General features: G+C 72.3%; 21 protein-coding genes. 13 read left to right on the forward strand and 8 right to left on the reverse strand.

Annotated features, from left to right (window positions below; translation table 11 throughout):
• Positions 1 to 9 precede the first annotated feature (9 nt).
• Positions 10 to 1,851, reverse strand: a complete 1,842-nt coding sequence (gene recQ, locus M2302_RS27390) for a DNA helicase RecQ (RefSeq protein ID WP_280840717.1) — start codon at positions 1,849 to 1,851, stop codon at positions 10 to 12.
• 224 nt (positions 1,852 to 2,075) lie between these two features.
• Here recQ and rapZ point away from each other — a divergent pair, with 224 nt between their 5' ends.
• The 8 genes from rapZ to M2302_RS27430 all read left to right on the forward strand — a co-directional run bounded on the left by rapZ (position 2,076) and on the right by M2302_RS27430 (position 9,068).
• Positions 2,076 to 2,987, forward strand: coding sequence for an RNase adapter RapZ (rapZ, locus tag M2302_RS27395; protein ID WP_280840757.1), 912 nt, complete (start codon positions 2,076 to 2,078; stop codon positions 2,985 to 2,987).
• Positions 2,984 to 3,946, forward strand: coding sequence for a uridine diphosphate-N-acetylglucosamine-binding protein YvcK (yvcK, locus tag M2302_RS27400; RefSeq protein ID WP_154943662.1), 963 nt, complete (start codon positions 2,984 to 2,986; stop codon positions 3,944 to 3,946). The genes rapZ and yvcK overlap by 4 nt, the downstream gene beginning before the upstream one ends.
• A gap of 54 nt (positions 3,947 to 4,000) precedes the next feature.
• Entirely contained in the window at positions 4,001 to 4,981 is a 981-nt protein-coding gene (gene whiA / locus M2302_RS27405) for a DNA-binding protein WhiA (protein WP_091597037.1), read from the forward strand.
• Positions 4,982 to 5,244: 263 nt separating this feature from the next.
• Positions 5,245 to 6,249 (forward strand): type I glyceraldehyde-3-phosphate dehydrogenase, encoded by a 1,005-nt coding sequence (gene gap, locus M2302_RS27410; RefSeq protein ID WP_280840718.1) that lies wholly within the window; start codon positions 5,245 to 5,247, stop codon positions 6,247 to 6,249.
• Positions 6,246 to 7,445, forward strand: a complete 1,200-nt coding sequence (locus M2302_RS27415; RefSeq protein WP_210776687.1) for a phosphoglycerate kinase — start codon at positions 6,246 to 6,248, stop codon at positions 7,443 to 7,445. Before gap ends, M2302_RS27415 begins: the two co-directional genes overlap by 4 nt.
• Complete coding sequence (gene tpiA / locus M2302_RS27420) at positions 7,445 to 8,236, forward strand: triose-phosphate isomerase (RefSeq protein ID WP_280840719.1); 792 nt, start codon at positions 7,445 to 7,447, stop codon at positions 8,234 to 8,236. Before M2302_RS27415 ends, tpiA begins: the two co-directional genes overlap by 1 nt.
• Positions 8,237 to 8,331: 95 nt before the next feature.
• Positions 8,332 to 8,592 carry a preprotein translocase subunit SecG gene (gene secG, locus M2302_RS27425; protein WP_210776685.1) on the forward strand — a complete coding sequence of 87 codons (261 nt, stop codon included), beginning with the start codon at positions 8,332 to 8,334 and terminating at the stop codon, positions 8,590 to 8,592.
• A 131-nt stretch (positions 8,593 to 8,723) separates the two neighbouring features.
• Positions 8,724 to 9,068, forward strand: coding sequence for an RNA polymerase-binding protein RbpA (locus tag M2302_RS27430; protein ID WP_154943652.1), 345 nt, complete (start codon positions 8,724 to 8,726; stop codon positions 9,066 to 9,068).
• Positions 9,069 to 9,120: 52 nt separating this feature from the next.
• Here M2302_RS27430 and pgl read toward each other — a convergent pair whose 3' ends face one another.
• The 6 genes from pgl to tkt form a co-directional block, all read right to left on the reverse strand.
• Positions 9,121 to 9,891 (reverse strand): 6-phosphogluconolactonase, encoded by a 771-nt coding sequence (gene pgl / locus M2302_RS27435; protein ID WP_280840720.1) that lies wholly within the window; start codon positions 9,889 to 9,891, stop codon positions 9,121 to 9,123.
• Between the two features lie 124 nt (positions 9,892 to 10,015).
• Positions 10,016 to 11,032 (reverse strand): glucose-6-phosphate dehydrogenase assembly protein OpcA, encoded by a 1,017-nt coding sequence (locus M2302_RS27440; RefSeq protein ID WP_280840721.1) that lies wholly within the window; start codon positions 11,030 to 11,032, stop codon positions 10,016 to 10,018.
• Between the two features lie 61 nt (positions 11,033 to 11,093).
• Positions 11,094 to 12,635 carry a glucose-6-phosphate dehydrogenase gene (gene zwf / locus M2302_RS27445; protein ID WP_280840722.1) on the reverse strand — a complete coding sequence of 514 codons (1,542 nt, stop codon included), beginning with the start codon at positions 12,633 to 12,635 and terminating at the stop codon, positions 11,094 to 11,096.
• Positions 12,636 to 12,645: 10 nt separating this feature from the next.
• Positions 12,646 to 14,295 (reverse strand): glucose-6-phosphate isomerase, encoded by a 1,650-nt coding sequence (locus M2302_RS27450; protein ID WP_280840723.1) that lies wholly within the window; start codon positions 14,293 to 14,295, stop codon positions 12,646 to 12,648.
• A 72-nt stretch (positions 14,296 to 14,367) separates the two neighbouring features.
• Positions 14,368 to 15,546 (reverse strand): transaldolase, encoded by a 1,179-nt coding sequence (gene tal / locus M2302_RS27455; RefSeq protein WP_280840724.1) that lies wholly within the window; start codon positions 15,544 to 15,546, stop codon positions 14,368 to 14,370.
• Positions 15,547 to 15,562: 16 nt separating this feature from the next.
• A complete protein-coding gene (gene tkt / locus M2302_RS27460; RefSeq protein ID WP_280840725.1) occupies positions 15,563 to 17,701 on the reverse strand; it encodes a transketolase in 2,139 nt (712 codons plus the stop codon).
• A 265-nt stretch (positions 17,702 to 17,966) separates the two neighbouring features.
• Here tkt and M2302_RS27465 point away from each other — a divergent pair, with 265 nt between their 5' ends.
• From M2302_RS27465 to M2302_RS27475, 3 genes are all read left to right on the forward strand, one after another.
• A complete protein-coding gene (locus M2302_RS27465) occupies positions 17,967 to 18,920 on the forward strand; it encodes a heme o synthase (RefSeq protein WP_280840726.1) in 954 nt (317 codons plus the stop codon).
• A 250-nt stretch (positions 18,921 to 19,170) separates the two neighbouring features.
• A complete protein-coding gene (locus M2302_RS27470; protein ID WP_280840727.1) occupies positions 19,171 to 19,503 on the forward strand; it encodes a hypothetical protein in 333 nt (110 codons plus the stop codon).
• A gap of 6 nt (positions 19,504 to 19,509) precedes the next feature.
• Positions 19,510 to 20,433 carry a hypothetical protein gene (locus M2302_RS27475; RefSeq protein WP_280840728.1) on the forward strand — a complete coding sequence of 308 codons (924 nt, stop codon included), beginning with the start codon at positions 19,510 to 19,512 and terminating at the stop codon, positions 20,431 to 20,433.
• A 112-nt stretch (positions 20,434 to 20,545) separates the two neighbouring features.
• Here M2302_RS27475 and M2302_RS27480 read toward each other — a convergent pair whose 3' ends face one another.
• Positions 20,546 to 21,499, reverse strand: coding sequence for a COX15/CtaA family protein (locus tag M2302_RS27480; RefSeq protein ID WP_280840758.1), 954 nt, complete (start codon positions 21,497 to 21,499; stop codon positions 20,546 to 20,548).
• A gap of 248 nt (positions 21,500 to 21,747) precedes the next feature.
• On the opposite strand from M2302_RS27480, the gene M2302_RS27485 reads away from it, so the two are divergent.
• Both M2302_RS27485 and sufB read left to right on the forward strand, forming a co-directional pair.
• Positions 21,748 to 22,455, forward strand: a complete 708-nt coding sequence (locus M2302_RS27485) for an HTH domain-containing protein (protein ID WP_280840759.1) — start codon at positions 21,748 to 21,750, stop codon at positions 22,453 to 22,455.
• A complete protein-coding gene (gene sufB / locus M2302_RS27490) occupies positions 22,452 to 23,882 on the forward strand; it encodes a Fe-S cluster assembly protein SufB (protein WP_154943632.1) in 1,431 nt (476 codons plus the stop codon). The genes M2302_RS27485 and sufB overlap by 4 nt, the downstream gene beginning before the upstream one ends.
• Positions 23,883 to 23,909 lie beyond the last annotated feature (27 nt).

Consider the following 23,909-nt stretch of genomic DNA (forward strand, 5'->3'; position numbering starts at 1 on the left):
ACCCGGGGGTCAGCCCTCCGCAAGTACGGCGAGGATGCCCTCGCCGTACTTGGCCAGCTTGTTCTCGCCGACGCCGTTGATCTGGGAGAGCCCGGCCAGCGAGGTGGGAGCCTCGGTGGCGATCTGTCGCAGCGTGGCGTCGTGGAAGATCACGTACGCCGGCACGCCCTGCTCCTTGGCGGTGGCGGCCCGCCAGGCGCGCAGCCGCTCGAAGACCGACGCCGCCTCCGGGGCGAGGTCGGCGACGACGGTGGCCGCGCCCCGGGGCTTCGCGGACCGGCCGGACACCGGCCGTTCCGGCTCCCGCCGCATGGTCACCGTGCGGCGGCGGCCCAGTACCTCCGCGCTGGCCTCGGTGAGGGCCAGGGTGCCGTAGTCGCCCTCGACGGCGAGCAGCCCCTCGGCGAGCAGTTGCCGGACCACCCCGCGCCACTCGGCCTCCCGCAGTTCGGTGCCGATGCCGAAGGTGCTCAGCGAGTCGTGGCCGTACTGGGTGATCTTGTCGGTCTGCTTGCCGAGCAGGATGTCGACGCAGTGCCCGGCGCCGAAGCGCTGGTTGCGCTCCCGGTCCAGCCGGAAGACGGTGGAGAGCAGCTTCTGCGCCGGCACCGTGCCGTCCCAGGTCTCCGGCGGGGTGAGGCAGGTGTCGCAGTTGCCGCAGCCGGCCGCCCCGCTCTGGCCGAAGTATTCGAGCAGCTGCACCCGGCGGCAGCGGACCGTCTCGCAGAGGGCCAGCATCGCGTCGAGGTGGGTGGCGAGGTTGCGCCGGTGCGCGAGATCGCCCTCCGACGTCTCGATCATCTTGCGCTGCTGCACCACGTCCTGGAGGCCGTACGCCAGCCAGGCCGTGGACGGCAGGCCGTCCCGCCCGGCGCGGCCGGTCTCCTGGTAGTAACCCTCCACCGACTTCGGCAGGTCGAGGTGGGCGACGAACCGGACGTCGGGCTTGTCGATGCCCATCCCGAACGCGATCGTCGCCACCATCACCAGGCCGTCCTCGCGCAGGAAACGCTGCTGGTTGGCGGCGCGGGTGGCCGCGTCCAGGCCTGCGTGGTACGGCAGCGCGGCGACCCCGTTGGCGACCAGGAACTCGGCGGTCTTCTCCACCGACGCCCGGGACAGGCAGTAGACGATGCCGGCGTCGCCGGGGTGCTCGTCGCGCAGCAGGGCGAGCAGCTGCTTGCGCGGCTCCTTCTTCGGCACGATCCGGTACTGGATGTTGGGCCGGTCGAAGCTGGCCACGAAGTGCCGGGCGTCGGTCAGCTTGAGCCGGCTGGCGATCTCGGCGCGGGTGGCGCTGGTCGCGGTGGCGGTGAGCGCGATCCGGGGCACCGTCGGCCACCGCTCGTGCAGCATCGACAGGGCCAGGTAGTCGGGGCGGAAGTCGTGCCCCCACTGCGAGACGCAGTGCGCCTCGTCGATGGCGAACAGGGCGATCCGGCCCCGGTCGAGCAGGCCGAGGGTGGCCCGGGAGCCGAGCGCCTCCGGGGCGAGGTAGAGCAGGTCCAGCTCGCCGGCGAGGAAGGCCTTCTCCACCTGGCGGCGGGCCTCCAGATCCTGGGTCGAGTTGAGGAACCCGGCCCGGACGCCGACGGCGGTCAGCGCGTCGACCTGGTCCTGCATCAGCGCGATCAGCGGGGAGACGACCACCGCGACGCCCTCGCGGACCAGGGCGGGGATCTGGTAGCACAGCGACTTGCCGCCGCCGGTGGGCATCAGCACCAGCGCGTCGCCGCCGGCCACCACGTGGTCGATGACCTCCCGCTGGAAGCCGCGGAAGGCGTCGTAGCCGAAGACCCGGCGGAGCACCCGCAGCGCGTCCTCGGTGCGCAGGTCGGTGGGGGAGGTCATCCGCGGAGTCTACGAGCCGACGCCGACAACCCGCCGCCGCCGACCCGCGCGGGAATACCCGATCCGCCGTCGCCGCTTCCTGAAAAGGCCGCCGTGCCGACACCGGCACCGGTCGGACGGGCGGGAACCGATCGACGCCGCCCGGCGGGATAGAGTCGCTGATCGACCATGCGTGTCCGGGACGAACCGGACGCGGCACGGCTGGGGGGTAGTGGGTGAGCGAGGTGCGGACGACCGACGGGTACGCCCCGGACGGCGGCGCGGCGACGGCGGAGGCGGACACCACCCTGGTGGTGGTCACCGGGCTGTCCGGTGGCGGCCGGAGCACGGTCGCCCGGGCGCTGGAGAACGTCGGCTACTACGTGGTGGACAACCTGCCCCAGGCGCTGATGCTGGACATGGCCGAGCTGGCGGTCAAGGCCGGCGGCGCGGCCCGGCGTACCGCGATGGTGCTCGACGTGCGCTCGCGCGCCTTCTCCACCGATCTCGCCGGGGCGATCCGCGAGCTGCGGGAGCGGGGCTTCTCACCCCGGGTGGTCTTCGTCGACGCCGACGACGAGGTGCTGATCCGCCGGTTCGAGAGCGTCCGGCGCTCGCACCCGTTGCAGGGCGAGGGGCGGCTGGCCGACGGCATCGCCGTGGAGCGCGGCCTGCTGGAGGAGGCCCGCGACCAGGCCGACGTGATCATCGACACCAGCCACCTCAACGTCAACCAGCTGCGGCGGCGCATCGAGGAGCTCTTCGGCGGTGAGGACGCCCGCCGGCTGCGGGTCACCGTGATCTCCTTCGGCTTCAAGTACGGCCTGCCGCCCGACGCCGACTTCGTGCTCGACGCCCGGTTCCTGCCCAACCCGTACTGGGTGCCGGAGCTGCGCGAGCACACCGGGCGGGAGGAGGCGGTCAGCGCGTACGTGCTGGGCCAGGAGGGTGCGGACGCGTTCGTCGCCGCGTACGCCGACCTGGTCAACGCCACCACCGCGGGCTTCGAGCGGGAGGGCAAGCGCTACCTGACCGTGGCGGTCGGCTGCACCGGTGGCAAGCACCGCAGCGTGGCCATCGCGGAGGAACTGGCCGGCCGGCTGCGCCAGTCGGATCTGGCCGCCAACGCTCAGCACCGGGACCTGGGGCGGGAATGACGGCGGCGAAGGTGGTCGCCTTCGGCGGGGGGCACGGGCTCTCCGCCTCGCTGCGCGCGCTGCGCCACTGCGCCGGCGACCTTGACCTGGACATCACCGCCGTGGTCACCGTCGGCGACGACGGCGGCTCCAGCGGCCGGCTGCGCGCCGAGCGCGGCGGGCTGCCCCCGGGCGACCTGCGGCAGGCTCTCGTCGCGCTGGCCGGCGACCACCCCGCCACCCGGCGCAGCGCCGGGCTCTTCCAGCACCGCTTCGCCGGCGACTCCGGCGACGGCCTGGCCGGGCACGCCGTGGGCAACCTGGTGCTCTGCGGTTTGATGGAGCAGCTCGGCGACCCGGTGGCCGCGCTGGAACACGCCGGGGCGATGCTCGGCGCGGTGGGCCGGGTGCTGCCGATGTCCCGCCAGCCGGTGGGCATCGAGGCGCGGGTCCGCGGCGCCGACCCGGCGCGCCCCGACGAGGTACGCACGGTGCGCGGCCAGCACCAGGTGGCGGTGACCACCGGCCGGGTGGAGTCGCTGCGGCTCACGCCGACGGCGCCGGACGCGTGCGCCGAGGCGGTCGCCGCGGTGGGCGAGGCCGACTGGCTGATCTTCGGGCCGGGCAGCTGGTACACCAGCGTGCTGCCGCACCTGCTGGTGCCGGGGCTGGCCGCCGCGATCGTCGCGAGCCGGGCCCGACGGCTGGTCACCCTCAACCTGGCGGCCGAAAAGGAGACCCTCGGCCTCTCCGTCGCCGACCACCTGGCCGCCCTGCACTCGTACCTTCCGCAGCTCACCGTGGACTTCGTGCTGGCCGATTCGAAGGCGGTGGGTGATCCCGAACCGGCCGGACGTGCGGCAGAATCGCTGGGTGCCCGTCTGGTCCTCGCCCCTGTCGCCGTCACCGACGGCTCTCCCCGTCATGATCCGGCCGCCCTGGGCGCCGCGTTGGTGCCTGTCCTGGGCGCCGATCGTTAAGCACGTACGTAATCACCGGCGACACGCCGGTACCGGTCCGTGGAGGGGCGCAGAATGGCGATGACGGCTGCGGTCAAGGACGAGCTGAGTCGGGTCGACGTGCCCAAGCCCTGCTGCCGGCGGGCGGAGATGGCCGCGCTGCTGCGCTTCGCCGGCGGGCTGCACATCGTCTCCGGCCGCGTGGTGGTGGAGGCCGAACTGGACACCGGGGCGGTGGCCCGGCGGCTGCGCCGGGAGATCGCCGAGGTGTACGGCTACCCGAGCGAGATCCACGTGCTCGCCTCCGGCGGGTTGCGCAAGGGCAGCCACTTCATCGTCCGGGTGGTCAAGGACGGCGAGGCGCTGGCCCGGCAGACCGGCCTGCTCGACGTGCGCGGTCGCCCGGTGCGTGGCCTGCCGCCGCACGTGGTGGCGGCCAACGTCTGCTGCGCCGTGTCCGCCTGGCGGGGCGCGTTCATGGCACACGGCTCGCTGACCGAGCCGGGCCGCTCCAGCGCGCTGGAGATCACCTGCCCGGGGCCGGAGTCCGCGCTGGCCCTGGTCGGCGCGGCCCGCCGGATCGGCATCACCGCCAAGAACCGCGAGGTGCGCGGGGTGGACCGGGTGGTGGTCAAGGACGGTGACGCGATCGCCGCGCTGCTCACCCGGATCGGGGCGCACTCCAGCGTGCTGGCCTGGGAGGAGCGCCGGGTGCGCCGCGAGGTCCGGGCCACCGCCAACCGGCTGGCCAACTTCGACGACGCCAACCTGCGCCGCTCGGCCCGCGCCGCGGTGGCCGCCGCCGCCCGGGTGACCCGGGCGCTGGAGATCCTGGCCGAGGACGCGCCGAACCATTTGACCTCCGCCGGGCAGCTGCGCCTGGAGCACCGCCAGGCCTCGCTGGAGGAGCTGGGTGCGCTGGCCGACCCGCCGCTGACCAAGGACGCCATCGCCGGCCGGATCCGCCGGCTGCTGGCCCTGGCCGACAAGCGGGCCCGCGACCTGGGCATCCCGGATACGGAAGCGGCCGTCACGCCCGACATGCTCGTGGTCTGATAGGACGGTGGGGCTCCACGATGCGAGCGGGATCACCACCCGCCGCAGCGTGACGCCGCACGCTCGGATAAGGTCGCTGCGTACGGCAAGGGGGCCGGCGCAGGCACTCTCGCCGTGCTCACCGCCTCGGGCGGTCAGGTCTTCACGGACCGCGGCGGGGTGGCCGAGATGAACCGTCAACGGCCGGCTCCAACGGTCGGCGCACACACCTCCGCCGGCCCGGGTCTGACGCCGGCGGACCAGAACGCGAGGAGATGGGACCTGTGACCATCCGGGTTGGCATCAACGGCTTCGGCCGGATCGGCCGTAACTTCTTCCGGGCAGTGCTGGCGTCCGGCGCTGACATCGAGGTTGTGGCGGTCAACGACCTGACCGACAACGCGACGCTCGCCCACCTTGTCAAGTACGACAGCATCCTGGGCCGCCTCCCGCACGAGGTGAAGGCGACCGCCGACGAGATCACCGTGGGCGGCAAGACCATCAAGGCGTACGCCGAGAAGGACCCGGCGAAGCTGCCGTGGGGCGAGGTCGGCGCGGACGTGGTCATCGAGTCCACCGGCTTCTTCACCGACGCCACCAAGGCCAAGGCGCACATCGACGGCGGGGCCAAGAAGGTCATCATCTCCGCGCCGGCGAAGAACGAGGACGTCACGGTGGTGATGGGCGTCAACCAGGACCAGTACGACCCGGCCAAGCACACCATCATCTCCAACGCGTCCTGCACCACCAACTGCCTCGCCCCGATGGCGAAGGTCCTGCACGACACGTTCGGCGTCCAGCACGGTCTGATGACCACCATCCACGCGTACACGCAGGACCAGAACCTGCAGGACGCGCCGCACAAGGACCTGCGTCGGGCCCGGGCCGCCGCGCTGAACATCGTCCCGACCTCGACCGGCGCCGCCAAGGCGATCGGCCTGGTGCTGCCGGAGCTGAAGGGCAAGCTGGACGGCTACGCGCTGCGGGTGCCGATCCCGACCGGCTCCGCCACCGACCTGACCGTCAACGTCGGCCGGGAGACCACGGTGGACGAGGTCAACGCCGCGATGAAGGCCGCCGCCGACGGCCCGCTCAAGGGCATCCTGGTCTACAACGAGGACCCGATCGTCTCCTCGGACATCGTCACCGACCCGGCGTCCTGCATCTTCGACGCGCCGCTGACCAAGGTCGTCGGCAACCAGGTCAAGGTCGTCGGTTGGTACGACAACGAGTGGGGCTACTCCAACCGCCTCCTGGACCTGGTCAAGCTGGTGGGTTCCTCGCTGTGAGCATCCGCAACCTCGACGACCTGCTCGCCGAGGGGGTGTCGGGTCGGCGCGTGCTGGTGCGCGCCGACCTGAACGTCCCGCTCGACAAGCAGACCGGTGAGATCACCGACGACGGCCGCATCCGCGCGGTCCTGCCGACCCTGAGCGCGCTGGTCTCCGCCGGCGCGAAGGTGGTCGTCTGCTCGCACCTGGGCCGCCCGAAGGGCGCGCCGGACCCGCAGTTCAGCCTCCGCCCGGTCGCCGGTCGCCTCGGCGAGCTGCTCGACGCGCCGGTCCACTTCGCCGAGGACACCGTCGGCGACTCGGCCCGCTCCACCGTGGACGCGCTGGCCGACGGCCAGGTCGCCCTGCTGGAGAACCTCCGGTTCAACAAGGGCGAGACCAGCAAGGACGACGCCGAGCGGGGCGCGTTCGCCGACCAGCTCGCCGCGTTCGGCGACGCGTACGTCGACGACGCGTTCGGCGCGGTGCACCGCAAGCACGCCAGCGTGTACGACGTACCCGCCCGGCTGCCGCACGTCGCGGGCCGGCTGGTGCTGCGCGAGGTGGAGGTGCTCTCCAAGCTGACCGGTCAGCCGGAGCGCCCGTACGTCGTGGTGCTCGGCGGCTCCAAGGTCTCCGACAAGCTGGCGGTCATCGAGGCGCTGCTGCCGACGGTGGACCGGCTGCTCATCGGCGGCGGGATGTGCTTCACCTTCCTCAAGGCGCAGGGCCACGAGGTGGGCAGCTCGCTGCTCGAGGAGCAGATGGTCGAGACCTGCCGCAACCTGATGGAGCGCTCCGGCGGGAAGATCCTGCTCCCGGTCGACGTGGTGGCCGCGGACGCGTTCGCCCCGGACGCCGCGCACGACACCGTGCCGGCCGACGGCATCCCGAGCAAGCGGGTCGGGCTGGACATCGGCCCCGAGACGGTGGCCGGGTTCGCCGCCGCGCTCAAGGGCGCGAAGACGATCTTCTGGAACGGCCCGATGGGTGTGTTCGAGATGGCGGCGTTCGCCACCGGCACCCGCGGGGTCGCCGAGGCGATCGCCAAGTCCGGCGCGTTCACGGTGGTCGGTGGCGGCGACTCCGCAGCGGCGGTCCGTGCCCTGGGCCTGGACGAGTCCGCCTTCGATCACATCTCCACCGGCGGTGGCGCCTCCCTGGAGTACCTGGAGGGCAAGACCCTCCCCGGCATCGCGGCCCTGGAGAAGTGATGGCGAGCGTCACCCGGCGGCCGTTGATGGCCGGCAACTGGAAGATGAACCTGAACCACCTCGAGGCCAACCTGCTGGTGCAGAAGCTGGCCGCGAGCCTCACCGAGAAGCAGCTCACCGAGGTCGAGACGGTGGTCCTGCCGCCCTTCACCGACCTGCGCACCGTGCAGACCGCGGTGGACGGCGACAAGCTGCTGATCGGCTACGGCGCGCAGGACCTGTCGCCGTACCAGTCGGGCGCCTACACCGGGGACGTCGCCGGGCCGATGCTGGCCAAGCTGGGCTGCACGTACGTGGTGGTGGGGCACTCCGAGCGGCGCGCCTACCACTACGAGGACGACGCGATCGTCAACGCCAAGGTGGCGGCGGCGCTGGCCAACGGGCTCACCCCGATCCTCTGCATCGGTGAGGGCCTGGAGATCCGGGAGCAGCTGCGGCACGTGCCGCACTGCTGCGACCAGCTCGACGGCGCCCTGCGTGGGCTCACCGCCGAGCAGGTGGCCAAGGTCGTCGTGGCGTACGAGCCGGTCTGGGCGATCGGCACCGGCAAGACGGCGACGCCGGAGGACGCCCAGGAGGTCTGCGGCGAGGTGCGCAAGCGGCTGGTCGAGACCCACGACCAGGGCACGGCGGACCAGGTCCGGATCCTCTACGGCGGGTCGGTCAAGTCCTCGAACGTGTCCGCGATCATGGCCCAGCCGGACGTGGACGGGGCCCTGATCGGCGGTGCCAGCCTGGACGCCGAGGAGTTCGCGAAGATCTGCCGGTTCCCGGAGCACACCGCCCGCTGATCGCTCGCTATCCTTGAGGCCGCCCGTCCACCGGTCGGTGCCACCGTGCCCGATCTGTCCGGGCGAGGATCGTAACGAGAGGACTGACCCCAGCCATGCCGATCTGGTTCGCATACACGTTGATCGTGTTGCTGGTCATCACGAGCGTTCTGCTCACCATGCTGATCCTGCTGCACCGGGGTAAGGGCGGCGGGCTGTCGAGCATGTTCGGCGGCGGCGTCAGCTCCAGCCTGGCCGGCTCGTCGGTGGCCGAGAAGAACCTCGACCGCTACACCGTCCTGGTGAGCATCGTCTGGTTCGCCTGCATCGTCGGGCTCGGCCTCTGGCTCCGGCTCCAGCTCAACACCGGGGCCTGAGCCCGTCGGAGTCTCAGCGTACAATCTGCGCGCGGTCCGTTACGGACCGCGCGCAGTTCGTTGTGCAGCGCGTCGCCGCCGCCCACCCCCCTGCCGAGCGGCGGTCCCTCCGACGACAGGAGCGAGCAGCCGTGCCCAGTGGCAACGTCATCCGTGGCTCACGGATCGGGTCCGCCCCCGAACGCCCCGCCGAGCGCTACGAGCCCGCACCCCGCCGGGCGGTGACCTACTGGTGCCGCAACGGGCACGCCACCGAGATCAGAATGGCGGTGGACGCCGAGGCGCCCCCGCTGTGGGACTGCCCCCGCTGCGGGCTGCCCGCCGGCCGGGACGCGGAGAACCCGCCCGGGCGGAGTCGTCCCGAGCCCTACAAGACCCACCTGGCGTACGTGAAGGAGCGGCGCAGCGAGGAGGAGGGGGCGGCCATCCTGGCCGAGGCACTCGCCGCGCTGCGCCGCCGTCGCGGCCGGGAGTGACACGCCGGAGCCCCGACCCCCACCGGGGGCCGGGGCTCATCGTCGTGATGGCTCAGCGCAGGCTGCGCGACCGGGGTGGCACGTCGGCCGCCGCCGACCGGTCCAGCAGCCAGAGGGTACGCGACACGCCCCGCGCGCCGGCCGCCGGCAGCTGCACCGGGCCCGCCCCGGCCAGCGCCATGCCGACCGCCCGGGCCTTGTCGGCGCCGCTGGCCACCAGCCAGACCTCCTCGGCGGTGTTGATCGCCGGCAGGGTGAGCGTGGTCCGCAGCGGCGGCGGCTTGGGGCTGCCCCGCACCGCGCTGACCGGCCGGTTGTCGTAGTGCACCGGGTGCTCGGGGAAGACCGACGCCACGTGCCCGTCCTCGCCGACGCCGAGCATCAGCACGTCGAAGTGGGGAAGCGCGGCGTGGCCGGGCCGCGCGGCCCGGGCCAGCTCCTCGGCGTACGCGGCGGCCCCGGCCTCCGGGTCGGCGCCCAGCGGGCCGTCGGAGGCCGGCATGGGGTGCACCCGGGCCGGGTCCAGCGGCACGGAGTCGAGCAGCGCCGCCCGGGCCTGCGTCTCGTTGCGCTCCGGGTCGCCGGCGGGCAGGAACCGCTCGTCGCCCCACCAGACGTCCACCCGCGCCCAGTCGACCGCGTCCCGGGCCGGCAGCGCGGCCACCGCCCGGTACACCGCGGCGGCGATCCGCCCCCCGGTCAGCACCACCGACGCCTGACCTCGGTCCGCCTGCGCGTCGAGCAGCTTCACCACCAGCCGGGCCGCCACCGCCTGCGCCAGCAGGTCGGCATCGGCGTGTACGGCGACACTCGCCTCACTCATGTTGTGCCTTCGTCTCCCGACCGCGCTCGCGCGGTCCGTGTTCGTCGTGCCCGGAGGCCGGTCGGCCCGTCCGTCGCCCCCTCCCGCGCCCCGGGGAAACGTTCGGCCCCCCCGGGGGCAGCGGTCAGGGGGTCGCGCTGGTGCCGGCGTGGGCGGTGACCCCGGCCTCGGCCCGCTGCGCGGTCGCCGGGTCCTTCCAGACATGCACCCGCCCGGCGGGCTGCTGGTCCAGGCCGGAGATGCCGGCCGCCGCGCCCAGCGCCTCGGCGTACACCTGGTCGGCGTCGAGCCGGCGCAGCTCCTCGGCCAGCTCGTCGCCGAGCGGGCGGCGCACCAGCGGCAGGGCCCGGTCCTCCTGACCGGTACGGCGGAACACCGCCATGTTGTCGTCGCGGGTCAGCGTCAGCTCGTCGCCGTTGGCGCAGCGCAGCTGCACCTCGCGCATGCGCGGGTACTCGTCGGTGTGCTCCCACACCGGGTCGATGCCGAGCCGGGCCGCCAGCCAGCCGCGCATCAGCGCCGCGGTCGGGTCGGTGCGCGGCGCGACCACCGTCGCCCCGGTGACCCGGGCCTCGGTGGTGTCGAACGCCCCGGCGACCAGGGTGCGCCACGGGGTGATCCGGGTCCACGCCAGGTCGGTGTCGCCGGGGGCGTAGTCGTGGGCCCGCTGGCGCAGCGCCTCGATCGGGTCGACCGCCTGGGCGGCGTCGGTGATCCGCCGGTCGGCGACCACGCCGAGGAAGTCGGTGGCGATCTCCGCCGGCGGGTCGGCGTGCCACCAGGTCACCACCGGGACGTCCGGCACCAGCAGCGGCATCACCACGGACTCCGCGTGCAGGGCCAGCCGGCCGTACATCCGGGTCACCACCGCCTCGCACGGGCCGAGCCGCCCGCCGACGACGATCTCCGCGTCCAGCCGGTTGCGCTCCCGTTCCACGTCGGTGCGTACGACGACCAGCAGCCGGCACGGGTGGGCGGCCGCGGCGATGGTCGCCGCCGCCTCCGCCTCGCGGACCCGCTTCTCGTCCACCACCACGATGAGGGTCAGCGCCATGCCGCTGGCCACCCCGCCCGCGCTGCGCCGCTCGGCGGCGAGCGCCTTGACCACCTCGTTCCCGGTGGTGTCCCACAGGCCGATCACTGGAGCCTCCCGGTCCGCTGGCTGTGCCCGCGCACGCCGCTGTGTCCGATCATCCGCGCGCTCATGCCCGCCGCCAGGCGCGGCCCTCGCGCGCCAGCATCTCGTCGGCCGCCCGGGGCCCCCACTCGCCGGCCCGGTACGGCTCCGGCTTCGTGCCCGCCCAGGCGTGCTCCAGCGGGTCCACCACCTGCCAGCTCTGCTCCACCTCGGCGGCGTCCGGGAAGAGCGTCCGGTCGCCGATCAGCACGTCCAGCACCAGCCGCTCGTACGCCTCGGGGCTGGACTCGGTGAACGCCTCGCCGTACTGGAAGTCCATCGCGATGTCCCGGACCTCCATGGTCGTGCCCGGCACCTTGGAGCCGAACTTCAGCACCACGCCCTCGTCCGGCTGCACCCGGATGACGAGCTGGTTGGGGCCGAGCGACTCCATGTCGGCCGCGTTGAACGGCAGGTGCGGCGCCTTCTTGAACACGACCGCCACCTCGGTGACCCGGCGCGGCAGCCGCTTGCCGGCCCGGATGTAGAACGGCACCCCCGCCCAGCGGCGGTTCTGGATGCCCAGCTCCACGGCGACGTACGTCTCGGTGGTCGAGTCCTCCGGGACGCCCTCCTCCTCCAGGTAGCCGAGCGCCCGCTCGCCGCCGACCCAGCCGGGCAGGTACTGCCCGCGCACGGTGCCCTGGGCGATGTCCTCGGGCAGGGTGATCGCCTTGAGCACCTTCAGCTTCTCGGTCCGGATCTCGTCGGCGTCGAAGCTGGTCGGCTCCTCCATCGCCACCAGGGCGAGCAGTTGGAGGAGGTGGTTCTGGAGCACGTCCCGGGCGGTGCCGACGGAGTCGTAGAAGCCGGCCCGGGTGCCGATGCCGACGTCCTCGGCCATGGTGATCTGCACCGAGTCGACGTACTTGGAGTTCCACAGCGGCTCGAACAGGTTGTTGGCGAACCGCAGGGCGAGGATGTTCTGGACCGTCTCCTTGCCCAGGTAGTGGTCGATCCGGAAGACGTCCTGGCGGGTGAAGACGTCGTCGACCAGGTCGTTGAGCTCCTTGGCCGACGGCAGGTCGTTGCCGAACGGCTTCTCCACCACCACCCGGCGCCAGCCGCCGGACTTGGCGTTGTCGGCCATCCCGGTGCGGGCCAGTTGCTTGAGCACCACCGGGAAGGCCGCCGGGGGGATGGAGAAGTAGAACGCGGCGTTGCCGTGGATGCCGTGGCTGTCCCGCAGCTCGTCGAGGGTGGCGGCGAGGTGGTCGAAGGCGGAGTCGTCGTCGAACGAGCCACCGACGAACTTGATGTTGCCGGCGAGCCGCGACCAGACCTCCTCCCGCCAGGGGGTACGGGCGTGCTTCTTGGCCGCGTCGTGGGCCAGCGACTCGAAGTCGCCGTCGCCCCAGTCCCGCCGGGCGAAGCCCAGCACCACGAACCCGGGCGGCAGCAGCCCCCGGTTGGCCAGGTCGTAGACCGCTGGCAGCAACTTCTTGCGCGCCAGGTCACCGGTGACTCCGAAGATCACCAGAGCGCAGGGCTCCGGGATCCGGGGCAGTCGCCGGTCCTGCGCGTCGCGCAGCGGGTTCACGCCGCCTCCTCGCTCCGTCTGGTCCATGTCGCTCATCTCACGCCCGCCATCGTTCGATCGCATCCAGCAGCTGGGCCAGGCCCGCCGACCTGTCGGTCAGGTGCAGGCGTAGCACGGGTCGGCCCCGGTCGGCCAGCGCCTGCCGGTCGCCGGCGGCCTGCGCCGCCTGCAGCTCTCCGAAGGAGTACGGCCGACCCGGTACCGGGAGATCAACGTGCACCGCGCCGGTGAGCTGAAGGTAGCTGCCGACCGGCGGGCCGCCCTTGTGGTATTGCCCGGTGGAGTGCAGGTACCGGGGGCCCCAGCCGAAGGTGACCGGCCGCCCGGCGGCCTGCGCCAGCAGCGGCCGCAGCCGCGCCGCCGCCGCGTCGTCCACCCGGTCCAGGTACGCCGTCACGGCGAGGTAGCCGGCGTCGCCCACGCCGTCCAGCAGGTGGCGCAGCGCGCCGGTGAGGTCGGCGGGCGTGCCCGGCGGGGCGTACACCTCGATCGCGCCCTCGGTGGACGAGGGCGCCTGCGCCGGCGGTCCGGATTCCAGGATCCGCCGGGTGTTCTCCTTGCTCGCGGCGACGTCCGGCTGGTCGAACGGGTCGACACCGAGCACCACCGCCGCGACCGCGGTCGCGTACTCCCAGGTCAGGAACTGGGCCCCGAGGGGGCCGTTCACCGCCAGGTCGGGTTCGCAGCCGCCGCCGGGGACGTTCCCCGCGGTCAGCGCGCCGCCGTGGCTGACGGTCAGCACGTCCGGTCCGGTGGCCCCCGGCGCCTGCGGGGACTCCACCACCACGGGCAGGACGCCGAGCCCGGCCTTGCCGGTCGACTCGGCGAGCAGCTGCTCGATCCAGTCACCCAGGCCGTCCAGGCCGGTGCCGTCGGGGACCAGGGCGAGCTTGTCCCGGCCGGTGGTGGCCGCCGCGGCGAGCGCCGCCCCGAGCGCCAGGCCCGGATTGTCCCGGTCCCCGCCCAGCGCGGCCGACACCGCCTCGGCGTCGTCCAGCAGCTCGGTCACCTCCACCCCGGCCAGCGCGGCGGGGACCAGGCCGAACGCGGTCAGCGCCGAGTACCGCCCGCCCACCTGCGGGTCGGCCGGCAGGACCACCACGCCCATCTCGTCGGCGGTGGCCTCCAGCGGCGAGCCCGGGTCGGTGACCACCACGAAGTGCCGGGCCGCCTCGGCCTCGGTCATCCCGGCGTCCAGGAACGCCTGCCAGTACGCCCGGCGGTGGCTGTCGGTCTCCACCGTCGTGCCGGACTTGCTGGCCACCACGACGACCGTGCGCTCCAGCCGGTCGGCCAACGCCGCTCGGACCCGGCCCGGGTCGGTGGTGTCGAGCACGGTCAGCGGCCGGCCCAGGGTGCGCGTGATGGTCTCGGCGGCGAGCGAGGAACCGCCCATCCCGGCGAGCACCACGTGGTCCAGGTCCTCCAGCTCCGCCGCCAGCTCGGCGAGCTGGGGGAGCAGCTCCCGGCTGCGGCGGTGGGTGTCCAGCCAGCCGAGGCGGGTCCTCGCCTCCTCCTCGACGGCCGGCCCCCAGAGTCCGGGGTCCCCGGCGGCCAGCCGGGCCGGGACGTCCCGGCCGGCCAGCGCGTCCCGCACGGACGCGGGCGCGGACCTGTCGACCGCGTCCGCGCCGTGCACGGCCAGCCCGGCGGCGACGTCCGCCGGGCCGGCCAGCAGGTCACCCATGTCGCCACCCTGGGTGGATGGCGGCGTGGAGCGTCGCGGGGCGGGGCCCCGCGACGCGTCCGACGCATTCCGTCACGCGTTGCCCCCGGCCTGCTCGGCGGCCTGCGCGCTGCCCTTGGCGGCCTTGTTCGGGGCGCCGGTGCCCTTGGCGGCGGCGGTGAGGGACTTACGCACCCCGTCGAGCAGCTCCAGCCAGCTGGCCTCGAACTTCTCCACGCCCTCCCGCTCCAGGGTGGCGATCACGTCGGACATGTCGACGCCCACCGACTCCAGGTCGGTGAAGACCTTGCGGGCCTCGTCGTACGCCCCGGTGATGGTGTCGCCCCGTGTCTCGCCGTGGTCGGCGTAGGCGTGGATGACCGATTCCGGCATGGTGTTGACCGTGCCGGGGGCGATCAGCTCCTCGACGTAGATGACGTCCCGGTAGTCCGGGTTCTTCGTCGAGGTGGACGCCCACAGCGGCCGCTGCGGGTGGGCGCCCGCGTCGGCCAGGGCCTGCCAGCGGTCGGAGGAGAAGACCTTGCCGTAGCGCTCGTACGCCAGCCGGGCGTTGGCGACGGCCGCCTTGCCGCGCAGCGCCTTGGCCTCGTCGGAGCCGATCTTCTCCAATCGCTTGTCGACCTCGGAGTCGACGCGGGAGACGAAGAACGACGCCACCGATCCGATCTTGGACAGGTCGTGGCCGTTCGCCTTCGCCTGCTCCAGGCCGGCGAGGAACGCCTCCATCACCGCGGAGTACCGGTCCAGGCCGAAGATCAGCGTGACGTTCACGCTGATCCCCTCGGCCAGGGTGGCGGTGATCGCCGGCAGTCCCGCCTCGGTGGCCGGGATCTTGATGAAGAGGTTGGGCCGGTCGATCAGCCACCACAGCGCCCCGGCCTCGGCGACCGTCTTCTCCGTCTCGTGGGCCAGCCGCGGGTCCACCTCGATGGAAACCCGGCCGTCGACACCCGCGCTCGCGTCGTACGCCGGCCGCATCACGTCACAGGCCCACCGCACGTCGTACGTGGTGAGCATGCGGACGGACTCCTCGACGTCCACCCCACGGATGGCGAGGTCCTTCAGTTGCCAGTTGTACTCGTCCGCGTCGCTCAGCGCCTTGGCGAAGATGGTCGGGTTGGACGTCACCCCGACCAGGTGCTTCTCCCGGCGCAGCTGGTCCAGCCCGCCGGAGCTCAGTCGGGTCCGGGAAAGGTCGTCGAGCCAGATCGCCACACCCGCGGCGCTGAGCTCACCCAGCCTGTCAGTCATGCCGTCCACGCTCCCCTCAGTTGCCGGTCGTGAAACCGGTGATGTCGCCCACCCGGGTCAGCGCCGCGTGCGCGGCGGCCACGATCCGGTCGGGGGTGAACCCGAACTGCTCGAAGAGCACGGTGTGCGGGGCGCTCGCGCCGTAGTGCTCCAGGCTCACGGTCTCGCCGCACTCGCCGACGATCCCACGCCAGGACATGGCGATGCCCGCCTCCACGCTCACCCGTGCCTTTACCCCGCGCGGCAGCACCGACTCCCGGTACGCCTCGTCCTGCTCGTAGAACCACTCCTGGCAGGGCATCGAGACGACCCGGGTGGGGGTGCCGTCAGCCTCCAGCCGCTCCCGGGCGGTGAGGCAGAGCTGCACCTCGGAGCCGGTGCCGACGATGATCACCTGCGGCTTGCCGGTGGACGCCTCGGCCAGCACGTAGCCGCCCTTGGTGACGCCCTCGGCGCTGCCCAGCGTCTCCCGGTCCAGCGTCGGCAGCGCCTGACGGCTCAGTGCCAGCGCGGTCGGCCGGTCGGTGTGCTCCAGCGCCTGCCGCCAGGCCCAGGCGGTCTCGTTGGCGTCCGCCGGGCGGACCACGTCCAGGCCGGGGATGGCCCGCAGCGCGGTCAGGTGCTCCACCGGCTGGTGGGTCGGGCCGTCCTCACCCAGGCCGATCGAGTCGTGCGTCCAGACGTAGACCACCGGCAGCTTCATCAGCGCCGCCAGCCGCACCGAGGGGCGCATGTAGTCGCTGAACACCAGGAAGGTGCCGCCGTACGGGCGGGTGCCGCCGTGCAGGGCGATGCCGTTGAGGATCGCTCCCATGGCGTGCTCACGGATGCCGAAGTGCAGCGTGCGGCCGTACTCGTGGCCCGGGAAGTCCTTGGTGGCGTGGGTGGCCGGGATGAACGACGGCTCGCCCTTCATGGTGGTGTTGTTGCTCTCCGCCAGGTCGGCCGAGCCGCCCCAGAGCTCCGGCAGCACCGGGGCGAGCGCCTCCAGCACCTTGCCGGAGGCGGCTCGGGTGGCCACGCCCTTGGCGTCGGCGGGGAAGCTCGGCAGGGACTCGGTCCAGCCCTGCGGCAGCACCCGGCCGGCCATCCGCTCCCAGAGCGCCTTGCGCTCGGGGTTGGCCTGCGACCAGGCGTCGAACGCGGTGGTCCACTCCCGCTGGGCGGCCTCGCCGCGGCTCATCACCTGGCGGGCGTGGCCCAGCACCTCCTCGTCGACCTCGAAGCTCTGCGCCGGGTCGAAGCCGAGGAGCTGCTTGGTGGCGGCCACCTCGTCGGCGCCGAGCGCCGAACCGTGGATCTTGCCAGTGTTCTTCTTGTTGGGCGCGGGCCAGCCGATGATGGTGCGCAGCGCGATGAAGGAGGGACGCCCGGTCTCCGCCTTGGCGGCCAGCAGCGCCTGGTGCAGCGCCGCCACGTCCTCGTGGTAGTCGCCCTGGTCGGCGTCGCCGGTCCGCCAGTCGACGGTCTGCACGTGCCAGCCGTACGCCTCGTAGCGGGCCGCCACGTCCTCGCTCTTGGCGATCCGGGTGTCGTCCTCGATGGAGATCTCGTTGTCGTCGTAGATCACCGTGAGGTTGCCCAGCTGCTGGTGCCCGGCGAGCGCGCTGGCCTCGTGGCTGATGCCCTCCTCGATGTCGCCGTCGGAGGCGATGCACCAGATGTCGTGGTCGAAGACCGAGCCGCCCGGCTCGCTCTCCGGGTCGAACAGGCCCCGCTCGCGGCGGGCGGCCATCGCCATGCCGACCGCGTTGCCCAGGCCCTGGCCGAGCGGGCCGGTGGTGGTCTCCACGCCGGGGGTGTGCCCGTGCTCCGGGTGGCCGGGGGTGAGCGAGCCCCACTGCCGCAGCGACTTCAGGTCCTCCAGCGCGAGGGGGTAGCCGGAGAGGAAGAGCTGGATGTAGAGGGTCAGGCTGGAGTGCCCGGCGGAGAGGACGAACCGGTCCCGGCCGGACCAGTTCGGGTCGGCCGGGTTGTGGCGCATCACCCGGTTGAAGAGCAGGTACGCCGCGGGCGCCAGGCTCATCGCGGTGCCCGGGTGGCCGTTGCCGGATTTCTCCACGGCGTCCATGGCCAGCACGCGGACGGTGTCGACGGCCCGGCGGTCGAGGTCGGTCCAGTTGAGTGCGGGGTGCTCGGGTCGGTTGGCAGCCACGATGGTTGTGCTCCTCGGCAGATGGGCGGAACCCTCACTGATGACCCTATCGAGCGGCCCTAAACGTCCGCCCGGGGATCACTCCACCCTGTTGGGTACGGGTCGGACCCGTCTGGTCGTTCAGCCCGTCGGTGTGACGGCCCGCACCGTTCTCGGGTCGCCCGGGCAGCCAAAACGACGACGCGTAGTCTGTGGGTCGGTGTGTCGACCCTCCCCGGGTCCCGCCGACCTGATCACCCCTGCCGATGCCGGAAGGTGGCAATCCGTGAGCATGATCACCGAGCGCCCCGTCAGCGACTCTGCCGGGCAGCCGCCGGTGCGCACGGTGGTCGCGGAGCCGGCCCGCCGCGACGTTCGGGCGGTCGTCGCCGCGTACGTCGCGTTGACCAAGCCCCGCATCGTCGAACTGCTGCTGGTCACCACGGTGCCGGCGATGATGCTCGCCGACGGCGGCCTGCCCTCGCTCTGGCTGGTGGCCGTGGTGCTGGTCGGCGGATCGCTCGCGGCCGGCGCGGCCAGCGTGATCAACTGCTACATCGACCGGGACATCGACCAGTTGATGCGGCGTACGAAGCGCCGCCCGCTGCCGGCGCACACCGTCTCGCCGCGCAACGCGCTCGTCTTCGGCCTGGTGCTGGCGGCGGTGTCGGTGGTCCTGATGGCGGCCTTCACCAACCTGCTGGCGGCCGGGCTGACCCTGGCGGCGATCGTCTACTACGACGTCGTCTACACGCTCTGGCTCAAGCGCACCACCCCGACGAACACCTTCTGGGGCGGTGCCTGCGGGGCGGCCCCGGTGCTGATCGGCTGGGCGGCGGTGACCGGCTCGCTGGCGCCGCAGGCCTGGGTGCTCTTCGGTGTGGTCTTCTTCTGGCAGATGCCGCACTTCTACCCCCTGGCGATGAAGTACAAGGACGACTACGCCCGGGCGGGCATCCCGATGCTGCCGGTGGTGGCCTCGGCCCGCCGGGTCAACGCCGAGATCCTGACCTTCGCCTGGATCACCGTGCTGCTCTCGCTGGCGCTCTGGCCGATGGGGATGAGCCCGATCTACGGCGTGCCGACGCTGGTGGTGGGCGGGATCTTCGTGGTCGAGGCGCACCGGCTCTGCCGCCGGGTGACCCGGGGCGAGGCCGTCAAGCCGATGCGGCTGTTCCACTGGTCGACGACCTACCTGACCATCCTCTTCGCCGCCGTCGCCCTCGACGCGCTGGTCTGACCGCCGCCGGGCGGCCTTCCGGTCCGGTCCGTCACAGTCAGGGTCATGAAGTTTCAGAGTCGGTTTTCGGTCTTTTCCATCACCGCAACTCGGACTCATCGGGGCGATCCTGGCTGCCCGAGTCGTGAGTATTTATCCGACAAGTACGGGCGATTTACCTGTGGTCTTCCTTAAACCCGTAGGTAATTGGCATCACAAATAGTTCATCCTTCTCGCACGTACGGGGGCATGTCTGCTTAGGCTTCGCGTCATGGCAGATGGTTCCGATACGACGCTGACGGCTGAGCAGACCCCCGAGAACGCCCCCAACGGGCTGGTCTCGGGCATCAAGTCGTTCGCCGCCGGCCACGGTGGCGCCAAGGCGGTCATCGAGTACGTCGGCAAGCGTGGCGCGCGGATCGTCCTCGTCGGCGAGGACGGCGCGTGGGCCGACCAGTTCGCGGACGACACCGTCGTCGCGCGGCAGGCGTGCGCCAAGGCGGGAGTCACCGTCGAGAACGCCTGGGAGCGTGAACTGATGGACCAGATGCGTCCGAGCAACGACCTCTGGCGGTCGATGGCCCGGCGCACGATGGCCCGTTGACATAAATTGACCAACCACCACCAGTCGACCCGGGGGGAACCCCGGGTCGCTCTCGTCACCTGTGACCGGCTCGCCGACCTCGACCCGGATGACCGACTCGTACTCGCCCCGCTCGCCGCCCGTGGCGTCACCGCCGAGGTGGCCGTCTGGGACGACCCGAGGGTCGACTGGGCCGGGTACGACCTGGTCGTGCTCCGCTCACCCTGGGACTACGCGCTGCGCCGCGACGAGTTCGTCGCCTGGGCGCAGAGCGTGCCGGCCCTGGCCAACCCCGTCGACGTGGTCCGCTGGAACACCGACAAGCGCTACCTGGGCGAGTTGTCGGCGGCCGGCGTGCCGGTCGTGCCGACCTCGTGGGTGGCGCCGGGGGAGTCCTGGCGACCGCCCGCCGACTCAGGCGAGTACGTCATCAAGCCGGCGGTCAGCGCCGGCAGCCAGGACACCGGCCGCTACGACCTGGCCGACCCGGGGCACCGCGAGCTGGCTGCCGCGCACGTGCGGCGGCTGTCGGACGCCGGCCGGCTGACCATGGTGCAGCCGTACCTCGATGCCGTGGACACGGCCGGTGAGACGGCGCTGCTGTTCCTGGCCGGCCCGCAGGGGCTGGCGTTCAGCCACGCGATCCGCAAGGGCGCGATGCTGGACGGCCCGGATCTCGGCGTGGACGGGCTCTACAAGCCCGAGGAGATCAGCGCCCGCACCGCCGGTGGCGAGCAGTTGGCCGTCGCGGAGCGGGTCCTGGCCGAGGTGCCGGGCGGATCCGAGCGCCTGCTCTACGCCCGGGTGGACCTGATCCCCGGCCCGGACGGCGGGCCCGTCCTGGTGGAGCTGGAGCTGACCGAGCCGTCGCTCTTCCTCGGGTACGCCGACGGCGCCCCCGCCCGCCTCGCCGACGCCATCCTCACCCACCTCACCCACCTCACCCGCTGACCCGCCCGCCCCGCCCCAACCCCCTCAGCGCCCGCAGACACAGAGAAAGAGTGGCTATCCGAGCCGGAATAGCCACTCTTTTCTCTGTAGGAGCGCCCTCGAGGGGTGGGGGTCAGGCGGTCGCGGGGACCCGATCCTCGGCGGAGGCGGAGGCGGAGGCGGGGGTCGGGACGGGGGACGGGCGGCGTTCCCGGGTCGACCAGAGCACCGACAGGGTGGCCAGCAGCACCAGGCAGGAGCCGAGCATGTGCGCGCCGACCAGCAGCGCAGGCAGGTGCGTGAAGTACTGCACGAACCCGATCAGGCCCTGGGAGAGCTCCACCGCCACCAGCACCACGGCGGCCCGGGTGGCCCGGGTCGCGCCGACCGCCCGGAAGGCGAAGATCAGCGCCACCGAGAGCCCGATCAGCAGAAAGACCCCGTCGACGTGCACCTGGGAGATCGACTCCGGGTCCAGACCATTGCGCTTGGCGCCATGGTCGCCAGCGTGCGGGCCGCTGCCGGTCACCCAGGTGCCCACCACCAGGACGGCGGCGCTGACCGCCGTGGTGAGCAGCGCCAGGGTGCGCAGGGGGGTGGGCACCGCGGGCACCGACGGTGCGTCCGGGTCCACGATCCGCCGCCAGAGCGCGTACGCGAAGCTGATCACCACCATCGAGAGCAGGAAGTGCAGGCCGACCACCCACGGGTTGAGGTGGGTGCGCACGGTGATGCCGCCGAGGATGATCTGCGCCGGGATGCCAAGGAAGACCGCCACCGACAGTTGGACCAGCTCCCGGCGGCGCGGCCGGTGGGCCAGCGCCGCGAGGACGGTGGCCAGCGCGATGAGGCCGACGACGACGGTGAGCAGCCGGTTGCCGAACTCGATCGCCCCGTGCACGCCCATCTCGGCGGTGGTGGTGTAGGAGTCGTCGGTGCAGCGGGGCCAGGTGGGGCAGCCGAGACCGGAGGCGGTGAGCCGCACCGCCCCACCGGTCACCACGATCGCCACGTTCGAGATGATCGAGGCGTAGGCGAGGCGGCGCAGCAGCGCGGTCGACACGGGGAACCGGTCGAGCAGGCGCAGCAGAGCGGTAGAGACCGGGAACCGGACGGATCGCTTCACGGAGCGAATCCTACGCACCGTAGTGGAGCACGATCGGGTGACTCCGCCGGGCCGGTGTCAGGGATCACCGCGGGCCGGGTTTGCGGGCCTCCGGCGAATTACGTAACGTTGGCGTTGTGAAAAACGCGGCGGCGCTCTCCGAGCAGCCGGCGACCGGGACGGTCGCCGGCGGCGGCTCCAGGTCGCGGCGCGGCGTCAGACGCGCCGAGCTGGAGTTGTCGCAGACCGCGTCCACCGACCTCTCGACCCGGGACCGGGTCACCCAGCTGCTGCTGGAGCGGGGGGCGACCACCGCCGCCCAGCTCGGCTCGGCGCTGGGGCTCAGCCCGGCCGCGATCCGTCGGCACCTCGACGCGATGCTCGCCGACGGTGACGTGGTCGCCCGCGAGCAGGCCGTGCGCGGCAGCCGCGGGCGCGGTCGCCCGGCCAAGGTCTTCCTGCTGACCGAGGCCGCCCGGGTCCGTTGCGGCACCCACCACTACGACAACATGGCCACCGCCGCGCTGCGCTGGATCGCCCGCAACGGCGGTTCGTCGGCGGTCGAGGCGTTCGCCGCCGACCAGGTCGCCGCGTTGGAGGCCCGCTGCCGGGCCGCCATGGAGGACGCCGGGGACGACCCGCTCGCGCGGGCGGAGGCGCTCGCGAGCGCCCTCACCGCCGAGGGATACGCTGCCAACGCGTCCACGATCGCCTCCGGCGGCCAGCTCTGCCAGCACCACTGCCCGGTGGCGCACGTGGCCGCCGAGTTTCCCCAGCTGTGCGAGGCCGAGACCGCGGTGATCTCCCGTCTGGTCGGCACCCACGTACAGCGCCTGGCCACCATCGCGCACGGCGACGGGGTGTGCACCACGCACATCCCGGCCCAGCCGCGTGCCCAGTCCAGTACCACCGTCACCACTGTGAGGACAGATAGATGACCGAGCAGATCGTCCAGCCCCTGACCCAGGATGAGCAGCTCGCCGCCCTGGGCAACTACGAGTACGGCTGGGCCGACCCCGACGTCGCCGGGTCGGTCGCCCAGCGCGGTCTCAGCGAGGCGGTGGTGCGGGACATCTCGGCCAAGAAGAACGAGCCGGCCTGGATGCTCGACCTGCGCCTGAAGGGCCTGCGGCTGTTCGGCCGCAAGCCGATGCCGGCGTGGGGCGCCGACCTCACCGGGATCGACTTCGACAACATCAAGTACTTCGTCCGCTCCACCGAGAAGCAGGCCGCCAACTGGGAGGACCTGCCCGAGGACATCAAGAACACCTACGACCGGCTGGGCATCCCCGAGGCGGAGAAGCAGCGCCTGGTCGCCGGTGTCGCGGCGCAGTACGAGTCCGAGGTGGTCTACCACAAGATCCGTGAGGACCTCGAGGAGCAGGGCGTCCTCTTCCTGGACACCGACACCGCGCTGCGCGAGCACGAGGACGTCTTCAAGGAGTACTTCGGCACGGTGATCCCGGTCGGCGACAACAAGTTCGCCGCCCTGAACACCTCCGTGTGGTCCGGCGGCTCGTTCATCTACGTGCCGAAGGGCGTGCACGTGGAGATCCCGCTGCAGGCCTACTTCCGGATCAACACGGAGAACATGGGCCAGTTCGAGCGGACGCTGATCATCGTCGACGAGGGCGCGTACGTGCACTACGTCGAAGGCTGCACCGCGCCGATCTACTCCTCCGACTCGCTGCACAGTGCGGTGGTGGAGATCATCGTCAAGAAGAACGCGCGCTGCCGCTACACGACCATCCAGAACTGGTCGAACAACGTCTACAACCTGGTCACCAAGCGCGCCGTCTGCCACGAGGGCGCGACCATGGAGTGGGTCGACGGCAACATCGGCTCCAAGGTGACCATGAAGTACCCGGCGGTCTACATGACCGGCGAGCACGCCAAGGGTGAGGTGCTCTCGGTGGCGATGGCCGGCGAGGGCCAGCACCAGGACGCCGGCGCCAAGATGGTGCACGCCGCGCCGCACACCTCCTCCACCATCGTGTCCAAGTCGATCGCCCGGGGCGGCGGCCGCACCTCGTACCGGGGCCTGGTCCAGGTGCTGGAGGGCTCGCACCACAGCCGGAGCACGGTCAAGTGCGACGCGCTGCTGGTCGACACCATCTCCCGCTCGGACACCTACCCCTACGTCGACATCCGCGAGGACGACGTGGCGATGGGGCACGAGGCGACCGTCTCCAAGATCAGCGACGACCAGCTCTTCTACCTGATGAGCCGCGGTCTGAGCGAGGACGAGGCGATGGCGATGATCGTGCGTGGCTTCATCGAGCCGATCGCCAAGGAGCTCCCGATGGAGTACGCCCTGGAGCTCAACCGCCTGATCGAGCTCCAGATGGAGGGCGCGGTCGGCTGACGCCGCCCGCCGCACGGGCGGGCCGGC

The organism is Micromonospora sp. A200 (assembly GCF_029893845.1).
Classification (GTDB): domain Bacteria; phylum Actinomycetota; class Actinomycetes; order Mycobacteriales; family Micromonosporaceae; genus Micromonospora; species Micromonospora purpureochromogenes.

Excerpts from the sequence above, each read along its gene's own strand:
- tal (WP_280840724.1), bottom strand. The coding sequence starts at position 15,546 with ATGACTGACAGGCTGGGTGAGCTCAGCGCCGCGGGTGTGGCGATCTGG.
- sufB (WP_154943632.1), top strand. The coding sequence starts at position 22,452 with ATGACCGAGCAGATCGTCCAGCCCCTGACCCAGGATGAGCAGCTCGCC.
- M2302_RS27450 (WP_280840723.1), bottom strand. The coding sequence starts at position 14,295 with ATGGGTGACCTGCTGGCCGGCCCGGCGGACGTCGCCGCCGGGCTGGCC.
- tpiA (WP_280840719.1), top strand. The coding sequence starts at position 7,445 with ATGGCGAGCGTCACCCGGCGGCCGTTGATGGCCGGCAACTGGAAGATG.
- yvcK (WP_154943662.1), top strand. The coding sequence starts at position 2,984 with ATGACGGCGGCGAAGGTGGTCGCCTTCGGCGGGGGGCACGGGCTCTCC.
- M2302_RS27470 (WP_280840727.1), top strand. The coding sequence starts at position 19,171 with ATGGCAGATGGTTCCGATACGACGCTGACGGCTGAGCAGACCCCCGAG.
- recQ (WP_280840717.1), bottom strand. The coding sequence starts at position 1,851 with ATGACCTCCCCCACCGACCTGCGCACCGAGGACGCGCTGCGGGTGCTC.
- pgl (WP_280840720.1), bottom strand. The coding sequence starts at position 9,891 with ATGAGTGAGGCGAGTGTCGCCGTACACGCCGATGCCGACCTGCTGGCG.
- whiA (WP_091597037.1), top strand. The coding sequence starts at position 4,001 with ATGGCGATGACGGCTGCGGTCAAGGACGAGCTGAGTCGGGTCGACGTG.
- zwf (WP_280840722.1), bottom strand. The coding sequence starts at position 12,635 with ATGGACCAGACGGAGCGAGGAGGCGGCGTGAACCCGCTGCGCGACGCG.
- secG (WP_210776685.1), top strand. The coding sequence starts at position 8,332 with ATGCCGATCTGGTTCGCATACACGTTGATCGTGTTGCTGGTCATCACG.